We start from the raw sequence: 19,209 nt of genomic DNA, 5'->3' as shown, positions 1-19,209 counted from the left end.
CTAGATCATGCCTGACCCCCGTGGCCGAACATCCGCCGCACGGCCGCCGCGACGCCCAGCGCGTCGAGGTCGTGGGCGGCGTCGTGGTCCTCCGCCGTGCCGTACGCGCGCAGTTCGGCTTCCCGTTGCACGCCAAGGGATCTCACCCGTGCGGGCAGGTCGGCCAGCGCCTCGGTCACCAGGTGGGTCGACGTGCCCTCCAGGTACGGCTCGACCAGCAGCACGTCGGCGTGGTCGGCGGCGCGCACGGCCCGGCGCAGGCCCTCGGCGTCGAACGGCCGGACGGTGGCCGCGTAGAGCACCGTCACGTCGGTGTCGGCGGTCGCCTCCAGCACCCGGTCGAGCATCGGCCCGACGGCCACCACGACGCCCAGCCTGCCCCCGCGGACCTCGGTGAACCCCTCCGCCACCGGGTACGCGCGGGTGTTGGTGCGCAGCGACAGCCGCAGGTAGACGCGGTCGTCGCCCGCGAGGGCGGGCCGCAGCAGCGGTTCCACCTCGTCCGGGTGGCCGGGGACGTGCACGGTCCACCCCGGCAGCGTGTCGATCAGCGCCACGTCGCCGGGCGCCTGGTGCGTCCGGCCCCAGCCGGGGTCGTCGTAGGAGCCGCCGACGCTGACCAGGACTCCCCCGACGTCCTGGTGCCCGAAGTCGAGCTTGATCTGCTCGAACGGCCGCTCCACCAGGAACGGCGCGTAGCTGTGCACGACGGGCCGCAGCCCGGACAGCGCCAGCCCCGCCCCCACGCCGACCATGGCCTGTTCGCGGATTCCGACGTTGATCACCCGATCGGTCACCGGGAAGACGTCCCGCGAGATCTCCGCGAGCACGACCACCACCCTCGGGTCGGTCTCCATCGCGTCGGTCACGGTCCTCACGAACGCCTCGCGCATGGTGCTCATCGGACCTCCGCCACGACCGCGAGGGGCGTGCCGACGTGCGGGGTGAGGAGCGCCTCGTGCAGCGCGTCCTGGTCCCGGCCGTCCACCGTGATCGCCTCCCAGCCCTCGACCGCGAACCGGGCCGCGACACCGCCGGGCCAGCCGTGCGTGCCGGACCTGTTGTCCACCACCACGACGGTCAGCCGCTCCAGCCCCATCCGGCTCGCGAACGCGATGGCCTCGTGGTTGCTGCCCTCGTCCAGCTCACCGTCGCCGATCAGCACGACCACGCGCTGCCGCCCGCCCTGGAGCCCCAGGCCGATCGCCGTGCCCACGCCGATCGGCAGCCCGTGGCCGAGCGAACCGCTGCCGATCTCCACGCCGGGCACGAGGACGCGGTCCGGGTGCAGGCCCAGCGGCGAGTCCCACCGGGTCCACGTGTCCAACAGGGACGGATCCAGGAACCCCTTCGCAGCCAGCACCGCGTAGTACGCCATCGGCCCGTGCCCCTTGGACAGCAGGAAGCGGTCGCGGCTCGGGTCGTCGACCCGGTCCGGCGCCACGTCCAGCACTCGGTCGTAGAGCACCCACAGCACGGGCAGCGTGGACGCCGAGGCCCACTCGTGCTTCTCGTCGCCCGCCATCCTCCCGTAGAGCGCGGGGATGTCGGCGAAACCCATTTCCCTCGTCACCGTCATGCCCCCACCTTTCAACCTCGACCATGGTGGAGGTCAAGAAGTAGGGTGGACCCGTGACCAAGTTGCCGGAGAACCTGACCATCGGACAGGTGGCCGAGCGCAGCGGCGTACCCCACACCGCGCTGCGCTTCTACGAGGAGCGCGGGCTGATCGCGTCGCACCGCACGGCGGGCAACCAGCGCCGGTACGCGCGGTCGGTGCTGCGGCGGCTCGCGTTCATCCGCACCGCGCAGCGGGTCGGCCTGAGCCTGGAGGAGGTGCACGCCGCGCTGGCGACGCTGCCGGACGGCCGCACCCCGACCAAGGCCGACTGGAGCAGGCTGTCCCAGTCGTGGCAGGAGGAGCTGGACGCGCGGATCGACGCCCTCAACCGGCTGCGGGACCGCCTGACGTCGTGCATCGGCTGCGGCTGCCTGTCGCTGCGGAGCTGCTTCCTGCACAACTTCGACGACGCGCAGGCCGTCGACGGCCCCGGCGCGCCGAAGCTGAAGGCCGCGGCCGAGGGCGGCACCTGAGCCGCTCGGCGGTCGTGGAAAGCGGTGGCGGGGCCGGTGTTCGACGTGCTGAGGTGTGCTCCATGCACGAGAAGGACGTCATCCGCTTGTCCAAGCGGCTCTCCAAGCACCTCAGACACTCCCCCGAGGCCATCGGCCTGCGCCTGGACGCCGCGGGCTGGGTCGACATCGACGACCTGCTGGCCGCGCTCGGCCGGGGCACGACCCGCGCCCAGCTGGAGGAGGTGGTCGAGCGCAACGACAAGAAGCGCTTCGCGATCGAGGGCGACCGCATCCGGGCCAGCCAGGGCCACAGCGTCGAGGTGGACCTCGACCTGCCGGTGGCCGAACCACCCGCCGTGCTCTACCACGGCACCGTCGGCCGCGTGCTGCCCGAGATCCACCGCGACGGGCTGAAGCCGATGAACCGGCACGACGTGCACCTGTCCTCGACGGTCGAGACCGCCCAGCGCGTGGGGGCGCGGCGCGGCAAGCCCGTGGTGCTGGTGGTGGACACCGCCGCCATGCGGGCCGACGGCCACGAGTTCCGCGTCAGCGCCAACGGCGTGTGGCTGGCGGCGTCCGTGCCCCCTCGGTACCTGTCCGAGCTGCCGCCGACGCACGGGGCCTAGAGGAACCAGGCCACCGCTCCGCCGACGGCGACCAGCGCGAAGATCCCCAGCACGACGGCCACGGCCTTGGCCGTCTTCCACGTGCTGTAGACGCCACCGAGCAGGAAGCCCGCGAGGGCCAGCAGCCCGATGGCGACGTACTCCTCCGGCATTACAGGACACCCTTGGTGGACGGCACGCCCGCCACCCGCGGATCCGGCTCGACGGCCGCGCGCAGGGCCCGTGCGATGGCCTTGAACTGGGCTTCGGCGATGTGGTGCGGGTCGCGGCCGTACTCGACGCGGACGTGCAGCGCGATCTGCGCGTGGAACGCGAGCGAGTCGAACACGTGCCGGTTCAGCACGAACGGGTAGTTGCCGCCGATCGTGAAGGTGGTGAACTGCTCCGGCTCGCCGGTGTGCACGCAGTACGGCCGACCCGAGACGTCGACGGCGGCGTGCGCGAGGGTCTCGTCCATCGGGATCCAGCAGTCGCCGAAGCGGCGGATGCCCTTCTTGTCGCCCAGCGCGTCGCGCAGCGCCTGGCCGAGCACGATGGCGACGTCCTCGACGGTGTGGTGGGCGTCGATCTCGACGTCACCGGTCGCCCGGACGACGAGGTCGAAGCTGCCGTGCACGCCGAACGCGGTGAGCATGTGGTCGTAGAACGGGACCCCGGTGCCGATCTCGACCCGGCCGGTGCCGTCGAGGTCGATCTCGACGTACACCGACGATTCGCTGGTGGCGCGTTCCACCTTGCCGACCCGACTCACCGAAGAACCTCCTTGCTCGCCGCGAGGAAGGCGTCGTTCTCCTCGGGCGTTCCGATGGTGACCCGCAGGTGCCCTGCGATGCCGACGTCCCTGATCAGGACGCCACGCTCCAAATAGGACCGCCACGTCGCGTGCGCGTCGGTGAACCAGCCGAACAGCAGGAAGTTGGAGTCGCTCTCGACGACCCGGAAACCCAGTCCCGCCAACGACTCCGCGACCCGGTCGCGTTCGGCGGCGAGCTTCGCCACCGAGCCGAGCGTCTCGGCCGCGTGCCGCAGCGACGCCCGCGCGGCGGCCTGCGTGAGCGCCGACAGGTGGTACGGCAGCCGCACGAGCAGCAGCGCGTCGACCACGGCGGGCGCGGCGGCCAGGTAGCCGAGCCGCCCGCCCGCGAACGCGAACGCCTTGCTCATCGTGCGACTGACGATCAGCTTCTCCGGGAACTCCTCGATCAGCTCCACGGCGCTGCGGCGCGGCGAGAACTCCGCGTACGCCTCGTCCACCACGACCACGCCCGGTGCCGCCGCGATCAGCTCGCGGAGGTCGGACGGCGGCACGCTCTGCCCGGTCGGGTTGTTCGGGCTGGTCACGAACACCACGTCCGGCCTCCGGTCCGCCACGACCTCCGCGGCCCGCGCGGTGTCCAGCGAGAAGTCCTCGCGGCGGGGCGTCGGCGCCCACTCGGTGCGGGTGCCCGCCGCGATGATCGGGTGCATCGAGTACGACGGCTCGAACCCCAGCGCGGTGCGGCCGGGGCCGCCGAACGCCTGGAGGATCTGCTGGAGGATCTCGTTCGACCCGTTGGCCGCCCACAGGTTGCGCTCGGTCAGCGGCACACCGGTCGCGTCCGCGAGGTACGCGGCGAGGTCGGAGCGCAGCGCCAGCGCGTCGCGGTCGGGGTAGCGGTGCAGCTCGCCCGCGATCTCGGCGACCGCCGCCACCACGTCCGCGGCCAGCGCGGGCGTGGGCGGGTAGGGGTTCTCGTTGGTGTTGAGCCGGACGGGCACGTCCAGCTGCGGCGCGCCGTACGGCGTGCGGCCCCGCAGGTCCTCGCGCAGGGGCAGGTCGGACAGCTCGACGCGGTCGCCGACGGGCCTCATCGCCGGAACCTCGCCGTCACGGCCTGACCGTGCGCGGGCAGGTCCTCCGCGTTGGCCAGCGCCACGACGTGGTCGGCCACCTCGCGCAGCGCGTCCTCGGAGTAGTCGACCACGTGGATGCCGCGCAGGAAAGTCTGCACGGACAGCCCGGACGAGTGCCGGGCGCAGCCGCCGGTGGGCAGGACGTGGTTGGAGCCCGCGCAGTAGTCGCCGAGCGACACGGGCGAGTGCGGGCCGACGAAGACCGCGCCCGCGGACCGGACGCGGGCGGCCACGGCGGACGCGTCCGCGGTCTGGACCTCCAGGTGCTCGGCCGCGTAGGCGTTCACCACGCGCAGGCCGTCGTCCACGGAGGACACCAGGACCGTGCCGGACTGCGTGCCGCTCAACGCCGTCCGCACGCGCTCGTGGTGCTTGGTCTCGGCGGTCTGCCGGACCAGTTCCGCGTCGACCGCGTCGGCCAGCTCCACCGAGTCGGTCACCAGCACGCTCGCGGCGGCCGGGTCGTGCTCGGCCTGGCTGATCAGGTCGGCCGCCACGTGCACGGGGTCGGCGGTCGAGTCCGCGAGGACGGCGATCTCCGTCGTGCCCGCCTCGGCGTCGATGCCGATGAGGCCGCGCAGCATCCGCTTCGCGGCCGTCACGTACAGGTTGCCGGGCCCGGTCACCAGGTCGACGGGCTCCAGCTCGCGGCCGTCGGTGTCGACACCGCCGTAGGCCAGCAGCGCCACGGCCTGCGCGCCGCCGACGGCCCACACCTCGTCCACGCCGAGCAGCGCGGCGGCGGCGAGGATCGTCGGGTGCGGGAGGCCCGCGAACTCCTCCTGGGGCGGTGAGCAGACGACCAGGGACTCGACCCCGGCGGCCTGCGCGGGGACGACGTTCATGATGACGCTGGACGGGTAGACGGCGAGGCCGCCGGGGGCGTAGAGGCCGACGCGGGCGACCGGCACCCAGCGCTCGGTGACCGTGCCGCCGGGCACGACCTGGACGGTGGTGTCGGTGCGGCGCTGCTCGGCGTGGACCTTGCGGGCCCGCGCGATGGACTCCTCCAGCGCCGCCCGGACGGCCGGGTCGAGCGCGGTCAGCGCGGCGGCCACCTCGGCCGCGGGCACGCGGACCGAGGCGGGGCGCACCCCGTCGAAGCGCTCGGAGTACTCCTGGGCGGCCTCGGCACCGCGGGCGGCCACCGCCTCGACCACCGGCCGGACCTGATGCAGCACCGCGTCCACGTCCTCCTCGGCACGCGGGAGGACCGCGCGGAGTTCGGCTGACGACGGGACACTGCCTCGCAGGTCGATGCGGTTGAGCATGCCCCCAAGCCTAGGGGAAGCGGAATTGTGTCAACTGTCAGCCCGGTGCGGAGCACGGCGAACCCGGCGAACGGCGCTACCTGACCACCGAGGAGCGCGCGACCCTGCAATGAGCACCACTCCGTCGCAAAACCCCTGCTGATGATGGAGACGCACATGTTCGCAAAACGACGTGGCCTGGTCGCCCTGGCCTGTCTGGCCGTCATGGCCACCGCGGCCCCCGGATACGCCGAACCCACGGCCGTCCAGGGCGAGCGGACCGTCTACGAGGTCACCGCGGTCAACGCCGAGGCCCGCACGAAGGTCGCCCGAACCGGGGTCGACGTGCTCGGCATGGACGGCGACAAGCTGACCGTGATCGCCGAGCGCTCCCAGCTCCGCGCCCTGCGCGCGACCGGGCTGGCGGTGAAGCCGAAGGGCGACGCCGACGAGCAGCTCGCCCAGCTGGGCTCGGCCGAGATCGGCACGATGGACTTCCCGTCGGGCTACACCGGCTACCACAACTACGCCGAGATGACGGCGGAGCTGAACCAGACCGTCACCGACCACCCGAACCTGGTCCGGCTGTCGTCGCTGGGCAACTCCTACCAGGGCCGGTCCCTGCCCGTCCTGAAGATCAGCAACAACCCCGCGGTGGACCAGGCGAAGCCGGAGGTGCTGTTCACCTGCAACCAGCACGCCCGCGAGCACCTGACCGTGGAGATGTGCCTGCACATCATCAAGCGCTTCACCGACGGCTACGCCACCAGCACCGCGATCAAGGCGCTGGTGGACAGCCGGGAGATCTGGGTCGTGCCGAGCGTGAACCCGGACGGCGCGGAGTACGACATCGCGGCGGGCACGCTGCGCGGCTGGCGCAAGAACCGGCAGCCGAACTCGACGTCCACGGGCACCGACCCCAACCGCAACTGGGGCTACCAGTGGGGCTGCTGCGGCGGTTCCAGCGGCACCGGGTCGAGCGAGACCTACCGCGGTCCCAGCGCGTTCTCCGCGCCGGAGACCCAGCGGGTGCGGGACTTCACGAACTCCCGCGTGGTCGGCGGCGTCCAGCAGATCAAGGCGCACATCGACTGGCACACCTACTCCGAGCTGATCCTGTGGCCCTACGGCTACACCTACAGCGACACCGCGACGGGCCTCAACGCCGACCAGGCGAACGCCTTCGGGACGCTGGGCAGGCAGATGGCGGCGCTGAACGGGTACACGCCGCAGCAGTCCAGCGACCTGTACATCACCGACGGCGGCATCAACGACTGGATGTGGGCCACGCACAAGATCTGGAGCTACACCTTCGAGATGTACCCCAAGTCGGGGACGGGCCTCAACGGCTTCTACCCGCGCGACACCCAGATCGCCACGCAGGTGGCGCGCAACAACACCGCCGTGGACCTGTTCCTCGGCTACGCGGACTGCGTGCCGCGGGTCATCGGCCAGACCTGCTGACCGCCTCGACCGCCTGGTCGACCTGCTCGGGTGAGACGAAGTAGTGCGGGGACGCCCGCACTACCTCGTCGAGCCCGCGCCTGCCCATGTCGATCCTGGTCGACCCGACGGAGCTGGTCGTCACCGTCACGCCCTCGGCGGCCAGCCGGGCCTTCACGTCCGGGGCGGCGACCCCGTCGACGGTGAACGTGACCAGGCCGCACCGCCGTTCGCCCAGGTCGTGGACCCGCACGCCGGGCAGGTCGGCCAACCCGGCGCGCAAGCGCTTGGCGCGGTCGCCGACCTCGGCCGCGATGGTGTCGACGCCGAGGGCCAGCGCGTACCGGGCCGCCTCGACGAGGCCGAGCTTGGCCGCGATCGAGCACTCCCACAGCTCGAACACCCGCGCGTCGTCGCGCAGCCCGTAGGCCGTCGGCGACGTCCACGAGCCGCTGTGCAGGTCGACCAGCCGGGGCCGCAGCCGGTGCAGGACCTCGCGGCGCACGGCCAGCAAGCCGGTGCCGCGCGGACCGCGCAGCCACTTGCGGCCGGTGCCGGACAGCACGTCCACCCCCAGGTCGTGCAGCCGGACGGGGATCTGGCCGATGGACTGGCACGCGTCCAGCAGCACCAGCGCGCCGACCTCGTGCGCGGCGGCGGCGACCTCGGCGACCGGGTTCACCAGGCCGCCGTTGGTCGGCACGTGCACCAGCGACACGAGCTTGACCCGCTCGTCCAGCAGCTCGCGCAGCGCGGCCACGTCGACCTGCCCGTGCGCGTCGGACGGCACGGCCTCGACCGTCGCCCCGGTCTCCTCGGCGCGGCGCAGCAGCGGCACGGCGTTGCCCGCGTACTCGACCTCGGTGACCAGCACCCGGTCACCCGCGGCGAGCGGCACGGCGTCGAACGCGCTCAGCCACGACCGGGTCGCGCTGTCGGAGAAGGCGATCTCGTCCGGCGCGGCGCCCAGCAGCTCGGCCAGGACGCCGTAGCCGGCCTCCAGGTCGTCGAACCGCTCGGCGGCGGCCAGGTAGCCGCCGACCTCGGCCTCGCGGCGCAGGTGGCCGATCTGGGCCTCCAGGACTGGTGCCGGGGGCAGGGAGGAGCCCGCGCTGTCCAGGAAGACCCGGTCCAGCGCGGCGGGGGTGTCGGCGCGCACGGCTCGCAGGTCCACTACTTGGGCGTCCACTTCTGGAGGTTCCACCACGGGCCCCACGACAGTCCGCCGTGGTCGGAGGGGTCGACCACCTGCTGGTAGCCGTTCCAGTTCTCGCGCACCACGTAGGTGTGCGTCACGAAGGCGAGGGTCACCATGCCGGGCGCGGCGAGGTACGCGCGCTGGAACTGCACGTACGCGGCCACCCGCTGGGCCGGGTCGAGCAGGGTGCGGCCCGCGTCGAGCGCGGCGTCGACCAGGGGGTTCGAGTAGCCGCCGGGGTTGTCCGCGCCAGCGGTGTGCAGCGTCCCGTGCAGCGCCTGGTCCGGGTCGAACGGGTCGCCCTCGCCGCCGAGGACGGCGTCCTTGCCGAGCCGCGGCACGATGGCCTCGCGGCTGAGCCCGGCGAGCTGCACGTCCACGCCCACGGCCCTGGCGTCGGCGGCGAACGCCGTCGCCAGGTCAACGCGCACGACGTCGCCGATCGGGTACATGAGCGTGAACGACGCGGCCACGCCGTCGCGCGAGCGCAGCCCGTCCGCGCCCTTGATCCAGCCCGCCTGGTCGAGCAGGGCGTCGGCCTGGGCCTTGTCGTAGCGGAACGCCGAGTCGGGGTCGACGAACTCCGGGAGTTCGGCGGGCACGGGGGTGCTCGCCGACGTGCCCTTGCCCGCCAGCAGGTTGTCGATCATCCCCTGGCGGTTGACGGCGGTGTTGAGCGCGAGCCGCATCGCCGGGTCGCCGGTCACCGGGTTCCCCGTGGGCAGCGTGATGGCCCTCAGGTCGGCGGTCTGGTGGTCGATGACCCGCATCCCGTTGGCCTGGGCGAACTTCGTGGCCAGCCGCGGCGGCAGGTCGGTGCCGTCGAACTCGCCCTTCTCCATCCGCTGGGCCCTGGTGTTGTCGTCCGGGACGAACACCACCGTGACCTTCTTGATCCTGGGGTCGCCCTCGACGTGCGAGGGGTTCGACTCCAGGACCATCTTGTCGCCCCTGGCCCACTCGGTCAGCCGGTACGGGCCGGTGCCGACGGGCGCGGTGTTGACCGGGCTGCTCGCCAGCGGGCCGCCCGCGGCCAGGGCCTCGCTCGGCAGGATGCCGAGCACCAGCAGGTTCGGGAACGGCGCGTACGGCTTCGACAGCGTGAACCGCACGTTCTGCGCGTCCAGCTGCTCGACGCCGGTCAGCATCGCGAACCTCGACCTCATCGTCGACCCGGAGGCCGGGTCGAGCAGCGCCCGGTAGGTCGCCACGACGTCCTCGGGCCCGAACGCCGTGCCGTCGGTGAACTTCACGTCGCCGCGCAGCCTCACCGTCCACGACAGGCCGTCCGCGGCGGGCTTCGGGGCCTCGGCGGCGAGCTGGGGCCGCAGCGTCCGGTTCGCGCGGTGCTCCACCAGCCCGTCGAAGATCTTCGACACGCCCTCCGACCCGTAGCCCAGCAACGGGTTCAGCGTCGCGGGCTCGGTCGCGTCGGCCAGGACGATCGAACTGTTGTCGTTCGTGCCCTCCGCGCTGGGCGTGGTCGTGCCGGTGCACGCGGAGGCAGCGACGGCGGCCACGAGCAGGACGGGGGGCAACAGGAAGCGCACGACACCCGACCCTAGTCCGTAGCCCCGAACGGCGTCAGCCGATCGGGGCGGGCAGTGGGCGCACCCGGTAGGCGAGGTCGATCGCGCCGCCGGTCTCGGGGTCGCGCAGCTCCACCCGCCAGGACGAGGCGAACTGGTTCACGCCCTCGCGCATCGGGATGGTGCCGGACAGCAGCACGGTGCCGGGCCTGAGCAGGTCACGGGCCCGCAGCACGTCCACCCAGTACGCGGGGGTGAGCAGTTCGGCGAGCGTGCCGACCTGGATCTCGACGTCGTCGGCCCACGCGGTCAGCTCGATCCCGTCGATCCGGTCGGCCACGTCGGAGAGCCGCCACGCACCGCGCCCCAGCACGTCCGGCCCGGCCTGCTTGCTCCACGCCACCCCGTGGGCCTCCAGCGCGCGGTCGGTGTGGTCGCAGGCGACGGTCAGCAGCACGTCGTCGTCGGTCACGACCAGAGCCCACTCGGCCTCGCCGGAGGTCCGGCCGTGCTGCACCGGCACGTCGTCGGTCTGCTGCGCCAGGTAGGGCGCGACCGGGTAGAGGCTCGGCGTCTCGGTCGGCGCGGGCACCCCCAGTTCGGCGAGTTCCCGCACGTGAGCGGCCACGTCGTCCTGGCTGCGGCCCGCGTAGCCGCCGTTGAGCAGCGTGGTCACGGTCACCGCGACCTGGGAGCCGTCGGGGAGGTCGAAACGCAGATTTGACATTCCACTCCTTGCGCATACGAGTTGTATACAGGCAGTATTACACGATGCCGCCAATCCAGACCACCGATGTGCGCAGGCCCGCGCTCATCCGCGCGTTCGCCGCGTCGCTCTCCGGCACCGCGTTGGAGTGGTACGACTTCGCCATCTACAACGTGGCCGCCGCCGTCGTGCTGGGCCCGCTGTTCTTCCCCAGCTCCGAGCCGCTGACCGCGACGCTGCTCGCGTTCTCCACCTACGCCGTCGGGTACCTGTCCCGACCGCTGGGCGGGTTCCTGTTCGGCAGGCTCGGCGACCAGCTGGGCCGCAAGCGCGTGCTCGTCACGACGCTGCTCATCACCGGCATCGCGACGATGCTGATCGGCCTGCTGCCCACCCACGCGGCCATCGGCGGTCTCGCGGGCGTGCTCCTCGTCGTCCTGCGGTTCGCGCAGGGCGTGGGCCTCGGCGGCGAGTGGGGCGGTGCCGTCCTGCTGTCCAGCGAGTACGGCGATCCCCGGCAGCGCGGGTTCTGGGCCTCGGCGGCGCAGATCGGCCCGCCGGCGGGAAACCTGATGGCGAACGGCGTGCTGGCGCTGCTGGGCTTGCTGCTCAGCGACGAGCAGTTCATGTCGTGGGGCTGGCGGGTCGCGTTCCTGCTGTCGGCGGTGCTCGTGGTGTTCGGCCTGTGGATCAGGCTGAAGCTGGAGGAAACGCCGGTGTTCAAGGCGATCCAGGAGCGCGGTGACCGCCCGACCGCGCCGATCAGCGAGGTGTTCCGCACCCAGCGCAGGCCGCTGCTGGCCGCCGTCCTGTGCCGCGTCGGCCCGGACGTGCTCTACGCGCTGTTCACCGTGTTCGTGCTCACCTACATCACCACCCAGCTCGGCCTGCCGCGCAACGCGGGCCTCACCGCCGTGCTGATCGCGTCGGGCCTCCAGCTCTTCCTGATGCCGCTGGCGGGCTGGCTGTCCGACCGGGTCAACCGGCGCGTCCTGTACGCGGGCGCGGCCGTCTGCGGCGCCGTGTGGCCGTTCGTGTTCTTCCCGCTCGTCGACACCGGGTCCCGACTGCTCCTGGTGCTGGGCATCGTGGTCGGGCTCGCGTTCCACGCGTTCATGTACGGCCCGCAGGCCGCGTTCATCTCCGAGCAGTTCACGCCGAGGCTCCGCTACACCGGCAGCTCGCTCGCCTACACCCTCGCGGGCGTGATCGGCGGCGCCGTGGCACCGCTGGTGTTCACCGCGCTGCTGGCGGCGTTCGAGACCTGGACCCTGGTCGCGGCCTACGTCGCCGTCGCCTGCGCGGTCACGCTGCTCGGCCTCTACCTGGGCCGCGACCCCGTGGACGAGGAGGTCGATCAGGCGCCGAGCAGCACCTTGAGCGTGGACTCCAGGTGAGAGCTGATCGCCGCGGTGGCCGCCTCGACGTCCCCGGACTCGAGCGCGGCCACGATGGCCTCGTGCTCCAGCAGCACCGCGTCCTGCCGCCCCGTCGCCCGGAACAGCGCGACCACACCCGCCCGCACCTGCCGGGCGCGCAGCCCCTCGTACATCTTCGTCAGCAGCTCGTTGCCGGTCGCCCGCACCAGGAGCGCGTGGAACTGCCGGTCGACGTCGATGAACTCCCGCGCGTCCGCCATGCCGCGCAACGCCGTCTGGCGCTCGATCGCCTCGCGCATCCGAGCGATCGGCGCCGTCCCGGCCTCGAGAACCCGTTCCGCGGCGAACCGCTCGACCATCCCGCGCAGCTCCACCAGCTCCGCCACCTGGCGGCCGGACACCGGCGCCACGTAGGCGCCCTTCTTCGGCACCAGCTGGACGAGGTCCTCGGCGGCGAGCAGCAGCAGCGCCTCCCGGATGGGCGTGCGGGACACACCGATCCGATCGGCCACGTCCTGCTCGCTGATGAACCGCCCCTGCATCTCGGGGTCGGCCAGAATGGTGTCCTTGAGGAACTCGTAGGCCTTCTCGCGACCGGACACCTGCATACTGTCTGTATACCAGAGGGGATCACGCCGTGCGCGCAGCGCTTTGCCAGATCAGCTCCACCACCGATCCGAAGGCCAACCTGGAACTGGTGCGCGACGGCGTCCGCCGGGCAGCCGCCGGAGGCGCACGCGTGGTGCTGTTCCCGGAAGCCACCCAGTGCCGGTTCGGGGTGTCGCTCAAGCCGATCGCCGAACCGCTCGACGGCCCCTGGGCCACGGCCGTGCGGGAGATCGCGACCGACCACGGCGTGGTCGTGGTGGCGGGCATGTTCACCCCCACCGCCGACGGCCGCGTCACCAACACGCTCCTCGTCACGAGCGCCGACACCCACCTCGGCTACGACAAGATCCACCTCTTCGACGCCTTCGGGTTCCAGGAGTCGAGCACCGTCGCACCCGGTTCCAAGCCGGTGACCGTCGAGGTCGACGGCACGACCCTGGGCATCGCCACCTGCTACGACATCCGCTTCCCCGAGCTGTTCCGCGCGCTGGCGGACCAGGGCGCCTCGGCGGTGCTGCTCGGCGCGTCCTGGGGCTCCGGGCCGGGCAAGGTGGAGCAGTGGGAGCTCCTGGTCCGCGCCCGCGCGCTGGACTGCACGTCGTGGGTGCTCGCCTGCGGCCAGGCGGACCCCGGCGACCTGGGGACCACGGCTCCGACGGGTGTCGGGCACAGCATGGCGGTGGGTCCGCTCGGCACTGTCGTGGGCGGTCTCGGGGGTGAGCCGGACCTGCTGCTCGTGGACATCGACGCGGAGACGGTCGAGGACGCCCGCCGCACGCTGCCGGTGCTCGCGAACCGGCGGCTCTGACCGGCGCCCGTGCGGGGCCTGCCGGGGTGACGGCGCCGGGGCCCGACGCCGTCACCCGGTTCAGCGCAGGTCCATCCCCAGGTCCAACGCGGGCGAGGAGTGGGTCAGCCCGCCGACGGCCAGGTAGTCCACACCGGTCTCGGCGTAGGAGCGGGCCACGGCCAGGGTGAGGCCGCCGGACGCCTCCAGCCGAACGCCCTTGGCCCGGCGAACGGCCTCCGCGCACATCTCGGGCGTGAAGTTGTCCAGCAGCACCAGTTCCGCCCCCTCGGCGACGGCCTCGTCCAACTGCTCCAGGCTGTCCACCTCGACCTCGCAGGGCAGGTGCGGAGCACGAGCGCGCACAGCCCGCAGAGCGGCCCCCACCGACCCGGCGGCCAGAACGTGGTTGTCCTTGATCAGCACGGCGTCGCCGAGCCCCATCCGGTGGTTCACCCCGCCACCGCACCGAACCGCGTACTTCTCCAGCAACCTCAACCCCGGCAACGTCTTCCGCGAGTCCCGCACCCGAGCCCCGGTCCCCGCCACGGCGTCCACCCACGCGGCCGTGGCGGTGGCGACGCCGGACAGGTGCGTGAGGAAGTTCAACGCCGTCCGCTCGGCCGTGAGCAGGTCCCGCACCCGACCCCGCACGACCAGCGCGGGCTCACCGGGCACCGCCTTCTCCCCGTCCTCGCGCCGGGACAGGACCTCCACCCCGGACCCGAACACCTCCAGCGCCACCGGGATCCCGGCCAGCACACCGGCGGCCCGCGGCGTCAGCTCGGCGACCGCCACCGCGTCCGCGGGGACGGTCGCCTCCGTCGTGGCGTCCGGTCCGTAGGCCAGGTCCTCGGCCAGCGCGACCGCGATGGCCCGACGTGCGTCTTCCAGGTCGAGAGTCATGCCGCTCCCCAAGCCATGAACGGATCCGCCAACACGGGCTGGCCGGACGGCGTGAGCCGGACGACCTGGCTGCGGTGCCACCGCACCTCGTCGCGCGCGGTGAAGTCCGTCCGCACGTGGCACCCGCGCGACTCCGTCCGCTCCGCCGCGGCCGCGATCAGCGCCCGAGCCGCCAGCGTCAGCGCCGCGTCCTCCACCAGCCGCCGGGTGTCCAGCACCCGGTCGACGGTCGACAGGTCCAGCACGGAGCCGACCACCGCGAGGCCTTCGGCGTCGCGCCCGATCGCCGCGTACCGGCTCATCACCCGTTGCAGGGAGTCGCGGTCCGCGACCGGCGCGGTGGGCAGCACCGGGTCCGACGCCGCCTTCGGATCGGCCAGCACACCCAGCGCCAGGTCCGCCGCGATGGCCTCGGCGGCCCGCGTGCCGACGACCAGTCCCTCCAGCAAGCTGTTGGAGGCCAACCGGTTCGCGCCGTGCAGCCCGGTCCGGGCGACCTCACCGGCGGCGTACAGACCGGTGACCGCGGTGCGCCCGTCCACGTCGGCCACCACCCCGCCGCAGGCGAAGTGCGCCGCCGGGGCGACCGGGATGGGGTCGCGCGCCGGGTCGATCCCCGCCGCGACGCAGGCCGCGTGCACCGTCGGGAACCGCGTCGCCATCGAACCGAGGCCGGTGGCGTCCAGGAACACGTGGTCGTCGACACCGCCCGGCTCGCCCACCATGTGCCGCGTGATGGCCGCCGCGACCACGTCGCGGGGAGCCAGGTCCTCCAACGGGTGCACGCCCTTCATCACCCGCGCGCCGGTCGCGTCGACGAGCACCGCGCCCTCGCCGCGCACGGCCTCCGTCACCAGCGGGCAGCGGCCACGAGCGCCGCGCCCGGTGTACAGGACGGTCGGGTGGAACTGGACGAACTCGACGTCCGCCGCCGCGGCGCCCGCCCGCATCGCCAGGGCGAGACCGTCGCCCGTGGCCACCTCGGGGTTGGACGTGGCCTGGTAGAGCTGCCCGAGACCACCGCTGGCCAGCAGCACGGCGGGGGCGCCGATCGCGCCGGGCACACCGTTGCCGTCCAGCACCAGCAGCCCGCACACCACGCCGAGCGGGGTGCGCAGCGCGTCGACCGCGACGTGCTGCTCCAGCACCGGGAGCCGGCCGTCGACCGTGGCGGCGAGCAGTGCCCGTTCCACCTCCGCGCCGGTCGCGTCGCCGCCGGAGTGCACCACGCGGAACGCCGTGTGGCCGCCCTCGCGGGTGCGGGCCAGGTGGCCGTCGGGCTCGGCGTCGAAGACGGCACCGCGTTCCCGCAGCCGCTGCACGGCGTCCGGGCCGCCGGAGACGACCGCCGCGACGGCGTCCTCCTCGCACAGCCCCGCGCCCGCGACGAGCGTGTCGGCGATGTGCGCGCCGACCGTGTCGCCCTCGTCGTGCTCACCGGGCAGCACGACGGCGACGCCGCCCTGCGCCCAGCGCGTGTTGCCGTCCGGCCCGCTGGCCTTGGTGACGACGAGGACCCGCAGGCCCAGTTCGTGGGCGCGCAGCGCGGCCGTCAGGCCCGCCACCCCCGTGCCGACCACGACCAGGTCGGCACGGGCCTCCCACCGCGGCCTCACTCGCCGCCGCCGGGCTTGCCGATCTCGATCATCCGCTGCACCGACGCCTGCGCCCGCTTCGCGGTCTCCGGGTCGACGTGCACCTCGTCCTTGTTCTCGCGCAGGCAGCGCAGCAGCGCGGTCGGCGTGATCATCTTCATGTACTTGCACGACGCCCGGTCGTTCACCGCGCGGAAGTCGATCTCCGGCGCGGCCTTGCGGAGCTGGTGCAGCATCCCGATCTCGGTCGCCACCAGCACCGACTTGGCGGTGGTGCCGCGGGCGGCGGTGATCATGTCACCGGTCGAGAGGATGCGGACCTGGTCCGGGGGCACGATGCCCTCGCCAGCCAGGTAGAGCGCCGAGGTCGCGCAGCCGCACTCGGGGTGGATGAACAGGTCGGCCTCGGGGTCCTCGGCCGCGCGCGCGGCCAGCTCGGGCCCGTTGATGCCCGCGTGCACGTGGCACTCGCCCGCCCAGATGTGCAGGTTCTCGCGGCCGGTCTCGCGCTTCACGTGCGCGCCGAGGAACTGGTCCGGCAGGAACAGCACCTCGCGGTCGGCCGGGATCGAGGCGACCACGTCGACCGCGTTCGACGACGTGCAGCAGATGTCCGTCTCCGCCTTCACCTCGGCGGTCGTGTTGACGTACGACACGACGACCGCGCCGGGGTGCTCGGCCTTCCACTCGCGCAGCTGCTCACCGGTGATCGAGTCGGCCAGCGAGCAGCCCGCCCGCTCGTCCGGGATCAGCACGGTCTTCTCCGGCGCGAGGATCTTCGCCGTCTCGGCCATGAAGTGCACGCCGCAGAAGATGATCGTGGACGCGTCGCTGGCGGCCGCGATCCGGCTCAGCGCCAGCGAGTCGCCCGTGTGGTGGGCGATGTCCTGGATCTCGGGCAGCTGGTAGTTGTGGGCGAGGATGACCGCGTCGCGCTGACGTGCGAGTTCGAGCACCTCCGCGCGCCAGGACGCGTCGGCTTCGATGCCGTCGTACGCGCCGTCAGAGGTTCGCTCCACATATGCGGTAGCGACCATGGGGTCCTCCTCGCGACTCTCCGAGGTTTTCGCCTTTGGGTCGAAAACGTGGCCGATACTATCAGCCCGTGGGTCTCGCGGGACATGAGGTGTTGGCCGCAGTACTCCAGGTGAGAGCCGGATCACTCCAGGTCATGCTCTGGCGACGCGCTAGGGAACCGCACGCTCACCGCTGGTCACTCCCCGGTGGCGCGCTGGGCGACAGGGAGGACATCGAGGCGTCCATCCGCCGCCAGCTGGCGGAGAAGGTCGACGTCAGGCAGCTCTCGCACGTGGAGCAGCTGTCGGTCTTCAGCGCCCCGGACCGCGTCCCCGGACCGCGCGTCGTCGCCACCGCGTTCCTCGGTCTCGTCCCGTCGAACATCGTCCCGGTCGTCCCCGACGACACCGCCTGGTTCCCGGTCGACGACCTGCCCGAGACCGCGTTCGACCACCGGTCGATCATCCACAAGGCACGTCACCGGCTGAGCTCGAAGCTCTCCTACACCAACCTCGGCTTCGCCTTGGCGCCACCGGACTTCACGATCTCCGCGCTGCGCGAGCTGTACTCGGCGGCGCTGGGCTACCGGGTGTCCGCCACCAACCTGCAACGCGTGCTGTCCCGGCGCGGACTGCTCGAACCGACCGGCGACACCAGCCCACCCGGCCCGACCGGCGGCCGACCGGCCGCACTTTTCCGTTTCAGCGCAAGGGGAATCCTGGTGACCGATCAGTTCGCCGTGCTGCGACCCCCGTCGACCGGCCGTCCGGCGGGCACGAGCGCCACGTCGTAACGTGGTCGCGTGACCGAGACGCTCCCCCTGTTCCCGCTGGGCACCGTGCTGCTGCCCGGAGCGTCGCTGCCCCTGCACATCTTCGAGCCCAGGTACCGCCAGCTGACGGTCGACCTCGTCACCGGCGCCCTGCCGGACCGCCAGTTCGGCGTGGTCTCCATCCGCGAGGGCTGGGCCATGGGCACCGACAACGTCGCGTCCCTGCGCGAGGTCGGCTGCTCCGCGCTGCTGCGCGAGGCGCGCAGGCTCAACGACGGCCGGTTCGACATCGTGACCAAGGGCCAGCAGCGCTTCCGCCTCCTGTCGGTGGACCACACCTCCGCGCCCTACCTGGTGGGCGAGGTCGAATGGCTGCCGGACACCCCGACCCCCGAACCGGTGGCCGAGGTCCTACCCCTGATGGCCGACTCGGCCCGTGCCGCCCACCAGCGCTACTGCGCGGCGGCGTGGCACCGCGAGGACTGGGCACCGCCACCGGAGGAAACCACCCACGACCTGCTGTCGTACCTGCTGGCAGGCGACTGCCTGCTGGCGCTGGAGGACAGGCAGCGCCTGCTGGAGGAAACCTCCCCGGCCAGGCGACTGCGCCTGGTGCGCCGAATGCTGCACCGCGAGGCGGGAATCCTGGACGCGCTGCGCGCGGTCCCGGTGCCGCTGGCGGAATTCGGCCACGTACCGAACCCGAACTGACGAAGCCCGCCCGACCGAACGGCGGGCCACTGAGGCGACTGCCCGCGTGGGACGGAGCCGCCCGAGCGACGACCGCGACAGCGGCGCGGCTGAAGCCACCACAGCCAGGCGGACCCGCCCAGGCCGCTTGACCACGGGCAAGCGGCCTGCCCCACGCGGACCCTCCACGGCCAAACGACCCGGCTCAAGCCGCCTGACTGCCGCCAAGCGGACCCGCACAAGGCGTTTACCACCGCCCAGCGGACCCGCTCAACCGACCGGCCACGGCAAGCGGACCCGCACAAGCCTGCTGACCTGCGCCCGAGCGGACCCGCACAAGCCGCCCGACCACCGCCAAGCGGACCCCCAAAGGCAACCCACCACCGCCCGAGCGGCCTCACAAAGGCGACCCACCACCGCCCGAGCGGCCTCACAAAGGCAACCCACCACCGCCCAAGCGGGACCCCCAAAGGAGACCCACCACCGCCAAGCGGACCCGCACAAAGCCGACTGTCGCCCACACCCCACCCGGCCCCCCGATCCCCAGCGCCCTCTTGGCCGGACGTGCCGGGTCAAGGCATCTTTCCCGCCTTGACGCGGCACGCCCGGCCATGACGACACTCGCGCACCGGGGGGACAGCCCCACCACCCCACAGGGCCCACACAACCCGAGGGCCCACACACCCACAGCCACACGAACCCGCTGGACCCGCAGACCCGGAGGACCCGC

Annotated in this window: 20 protein-coding genes; 7 read left to right on the top strand and 13 right to left on the bottom strand. The window is 72.6% G+C overall.

From position 1 onward, the window contains the following. Positions 1-5 precede the first annotated feature (5 nt). Positions 6-902 (bottom strand): transketolase family protein, encoded by an 897-nt coding sequence (locus tag AC156L_RS28345; RefSeq protein ID WP_330875852.1) that lies wholly within the window; start codon positions 900-902, stop codon positions 6-8. Next, positions 899-1,579, bottom strand: coding sequence for a thiamine pyrophosphate-dependent enzyme (locus AC156L_RS28340; RefSeq protein ID WP_330875853.1), 681 nt, complete (start codon positions 1,577-1,579; stop codon positions 899-901). Before AC156L_RS28340 ends, AC156L_RS28345 begins: the two co-directional genes overlap by 4 nt. A gap of 53 nt (positions 1,580-1,632) precedes the next feature. On the opposite strand from AC156L_RS28340, the gene soxR reads away from it, so the two are divergent. Next, positions 1,633-2,094: a redox-sensitive transcriptional activator SoxR gene (soxR, locus tag AC156L_RS28335; protein WP_330875854.1), complete on the top strand. Its 462-nt coding sequence runs from the start codon at positions 1,633-1,635 to the stop codon at positions 2,092-2,094. A gap of 62 nt (positions 2,095-2,156) precedes the next feature. Then, positions 2,157-2,705, top strand: coding sequence for an RNA 2'-phosphotransferase (locus AC156L_RS28330; protein ID WP_330875855.1), 549 nt, complete (start codon positions 2,157-2,159; stop codon positions 2,703-2,705). On the opposite strand, the gene AC156L_RS28325 is transcribed toward AC156L_RS28330, so the two are convergent. Genes AC156L_RS28325 through hisD form a run of 4 tightly spaced genes read right to left on the bottom strand, consistent with a single transcriptional unit; the run spans position 2,702 to position 5,869 of the window. Continuing rightward, complete coding sequence (locus tag AC156L_RS28325; RefSeq protein ID WP_330875856.1) at positions 2,702-2,857, bottom strand: hypothetical protein; 156 nt, start codon at positions 2,855-2,857, stop codon at positions 2,702-2,704. The two genes, AC156L_RS28330 and AC156L_RS28325, sit on opposite strands and share 4 nt — an antisense overlap. Further along, positions 2,857-3,456 (bottom strand): imidazoleglycerol-phosphate dehydratase HisB, encoded by a 600-nt coding sequence (hisB, locus tag AC156L_RS28320; protein WP_330875857.1) that lies wholly within the window; start codon positions 3,454-3,456, stop codon positions 2,857-2,859. The genes AC156L_RS28325 and hisB overlap by 1 nt, the downstream gene beginning before the upstream one ends. Beyond that, positions 3,453-4,556 carry a histidinol-phosphate transaminase gene (locus tag AC156L_RS28315; RefSeq protein ID WP_330875858.1) on the bottom strand — a complete coding sequence of 368 codons (1,104 nt, stop codon included), beginning with the start codon at positions 4,554-4,556 and terminating at the stop codon, positions 3,453-3,455. Before AC156L_RS28315 ends, hisB begins: the two co-directional genes overlap by 4 nt. Next, entirely contained in the window at positions 4,553-5,869 is a 1,317-nt protein-coding gene (gene hisD / locus AC156L_RS28310; protein ID WP_330875859.1) for a histidinol dehydrogenase, read from the bottom strand. Before hisD ends, AC156L_RS28315 begins: the two co-directional genes overlap by 4 nt. Positions 5,870-6,025: 156 nt before the next feature. Between hisD and AC156L_RS28305 the strand changes: the two genes are divergently transcribed. Further along, positions 6,026-7,312, top strand: a complete 1,287-nt coding sequence (locus AC156L_RS28305) for a M14 family metallopeptidase (RefSeq protein ID WP_330875860.1) — start codon at positions 6,026-6,028, stop codon at positions 7,310-7,312. Here the strand turns inward: AC156L_RS28305 and AC156L_RS28300 are convergent. The 3 genes from AC156L_RS28300 to AC156L_RS28290 are packed head-to-tail and all read right to left on the bottom strand — an operon-like array spanning position 7,293 to position 10,745. After that, positions 7,293-8,480, bottom strand: a complete 1,188-nt coding sequence (locus tag AC156L_RS28300; RefSeq protein WP_330875861.1) for an aminotransferase class V-fold PLP-dependent enzyme — start codon at positions 8,478-8,480, stop codon at positions 7,293-7,295. The two genes, AC156L_RS28305 and AC156L_RS28300, sit on opposite strands and share 20 nt — an antisense overlap. After that, positions 8,465-10,039 carry an ABC transporter substrate-binding protein gene (locus AC156L_RS28295; RefSeq protein ID WP_330875862.1) on the bottom strand — a complete coding sequence of 525 codons (1,575 nt, stop codon included), beginning with the start codon at positions 10,037-10,039 and terminating at the stop codon, positions 8,465-8,467. Before AC156L_RS28295 ends, AC156L_RS28300 begins: the two co-directional genes overlap by 16 nt. A gap of 34 nt (positions 10,040-10,073) precedes the next feature. Beyond that, positions 10,074-10,745, bottom strand: coding sequence for a DUF2848 domain-containing protein (locus tag AC156L_RS28290; RefSeq protein WP_330875863.1), 672 nt, complete (start codon positions 10,743-10,745; stop codon positions 10,074-10,076). Positions 10,746-10,789: 44 nt separating this feature from the next. Between AC156L_RS28290 and AC156L_RS28285 the strand changes: the two genes are divergently transcribed. Beyond that, complete coding sequence (locus AC156L_RS28285; protein ID WP_330875864.1) at positions 10,790-12,121, top strand: MFS transporter; 1,332 nt, start codon at positions 10,790-10,792, stop codon at positions 12,119-12,121. Here the strand turns inward: AC156L_RS28285 and AC156L_RS28280 are convergent. Further along, positions 12,082-12,711 carry a GntR family transcriptional regulator gene (locus AC156L_RS28280; protein WP_330875865.1) on the bottom strand — a complete coding sequence of 210 codons (630 nt, stop codon included), beginning with the start codon at positions 12,709-12,711 and terminating at the stop codon, positions 12,082-12,084. The two genes, AC156L_RS28285 and AC156L_RS28280, sit on opposite strands and share 40 nt — an antisense overlap. Before the next feature lie 29 nt (positions 12,712-12,740). On the opposite strand from AC156L_RS28280, the gene AC156L_RS28275 reads away from it, so the two are divergent. Beyond that, on the top strand, positions 12,741-13,520 hold the full coding sequence (locus tag AC156L_RS28275; protein WP_330875866.1) for a carbon-nitrogen hydrolase family protein: 780 nt from the start codon (positions 12,741-12,743) through the stop codon (positions 13,518-13,520). 60 nt (positions 13,521-13,580) lie between these two features. Here the strand turns inward: AC156L_RS28275 and nadC are convergent, their stop codons facing one another. The 3 genes from nadC to nadA are packed head-to-tail and all read right to left on the bottom strand — an operon-like array spanning position 13,581 to position 17,037. Continuing rightward, positions 13,581-14,405, bottom strand: a complete 825-nt coding sequence (nadC, locus tag AC156L_RS28270) for a carboxylating nicotinate-nucleotide diphosphorylase (protein ID WP_330875867.1) — start codon at positions 14,403-14,405, stop codon at positions 13,581-13,583. Further along, positions 14,402-16,021, bottom strand: a complete 1,620-nt coding sequence (locus AC156L_RS28265) for an L-aspartate oxidase (RefSeq protein ID WP_330875868.1) — start codon at positions 16,019-16,021, stop codon at positions 14,402-14,404. The genes nadC and AC156L_RS28265 overlap by 4 nt, the downstream gene beginning before the upstream one ends. After that, the gene (gene nadA, locus AC156L_RS28260; RefSeq protein WP_330875869.1) at positions 16,018-17,037 is read right to left on the bottom strand and encodes a quinolinate synthase NadA; all 1,020 of its coding nucleotides are present in this window, start codon (positions 17,035-17,037) and stop codon (positions 16,018-16,020) included. Before nadA ends, AC156L_RS28265 begins: the two co-directional genes overlap by 4 nt. A gap of 68 nt (positions 17,038-17,105) precedes the next feature. Here nadA and AC156L_RS28255 point away from each other — a divergent pair, with 68 nt between their 5' ends. Continuing rightward, the gene (locus tag AC156L_RS28255) at positions 17,106-17,810 is read left to right on the top strand and encodes an NUDIX hydrolase (RefSeq protein WP_330875870.1); all 705 of its coding nucleotides are present in this window, start codon (positions 17,106-17,108) and stop codon (positions 17,808-17,810) included. Positions 17,811-17,819: 9 nt separating this feature from the next. Then, on the top strand, positions 17,820-18,500 hold the full coding sequence (locus AC156L_RS28250) for an LON peptidase substrate-binding domain-containing protein (RefSeq protein ID WP_330875871.1): 681 nt from the start codon (positions 17,820-17,822) through the stop codon (positions 18,498-18,500). Positions 18,501-19,209: the final 709 nt, after the last annotated feature.

It is taken from the genome of Umezawaea sp. (assembly GCF_057122925.1).
The sequence above is the reverse complement of the archived record's forward strand: the minus strand, read 5'-3'. Positions and strand labels throughout refer to the sequence as shown.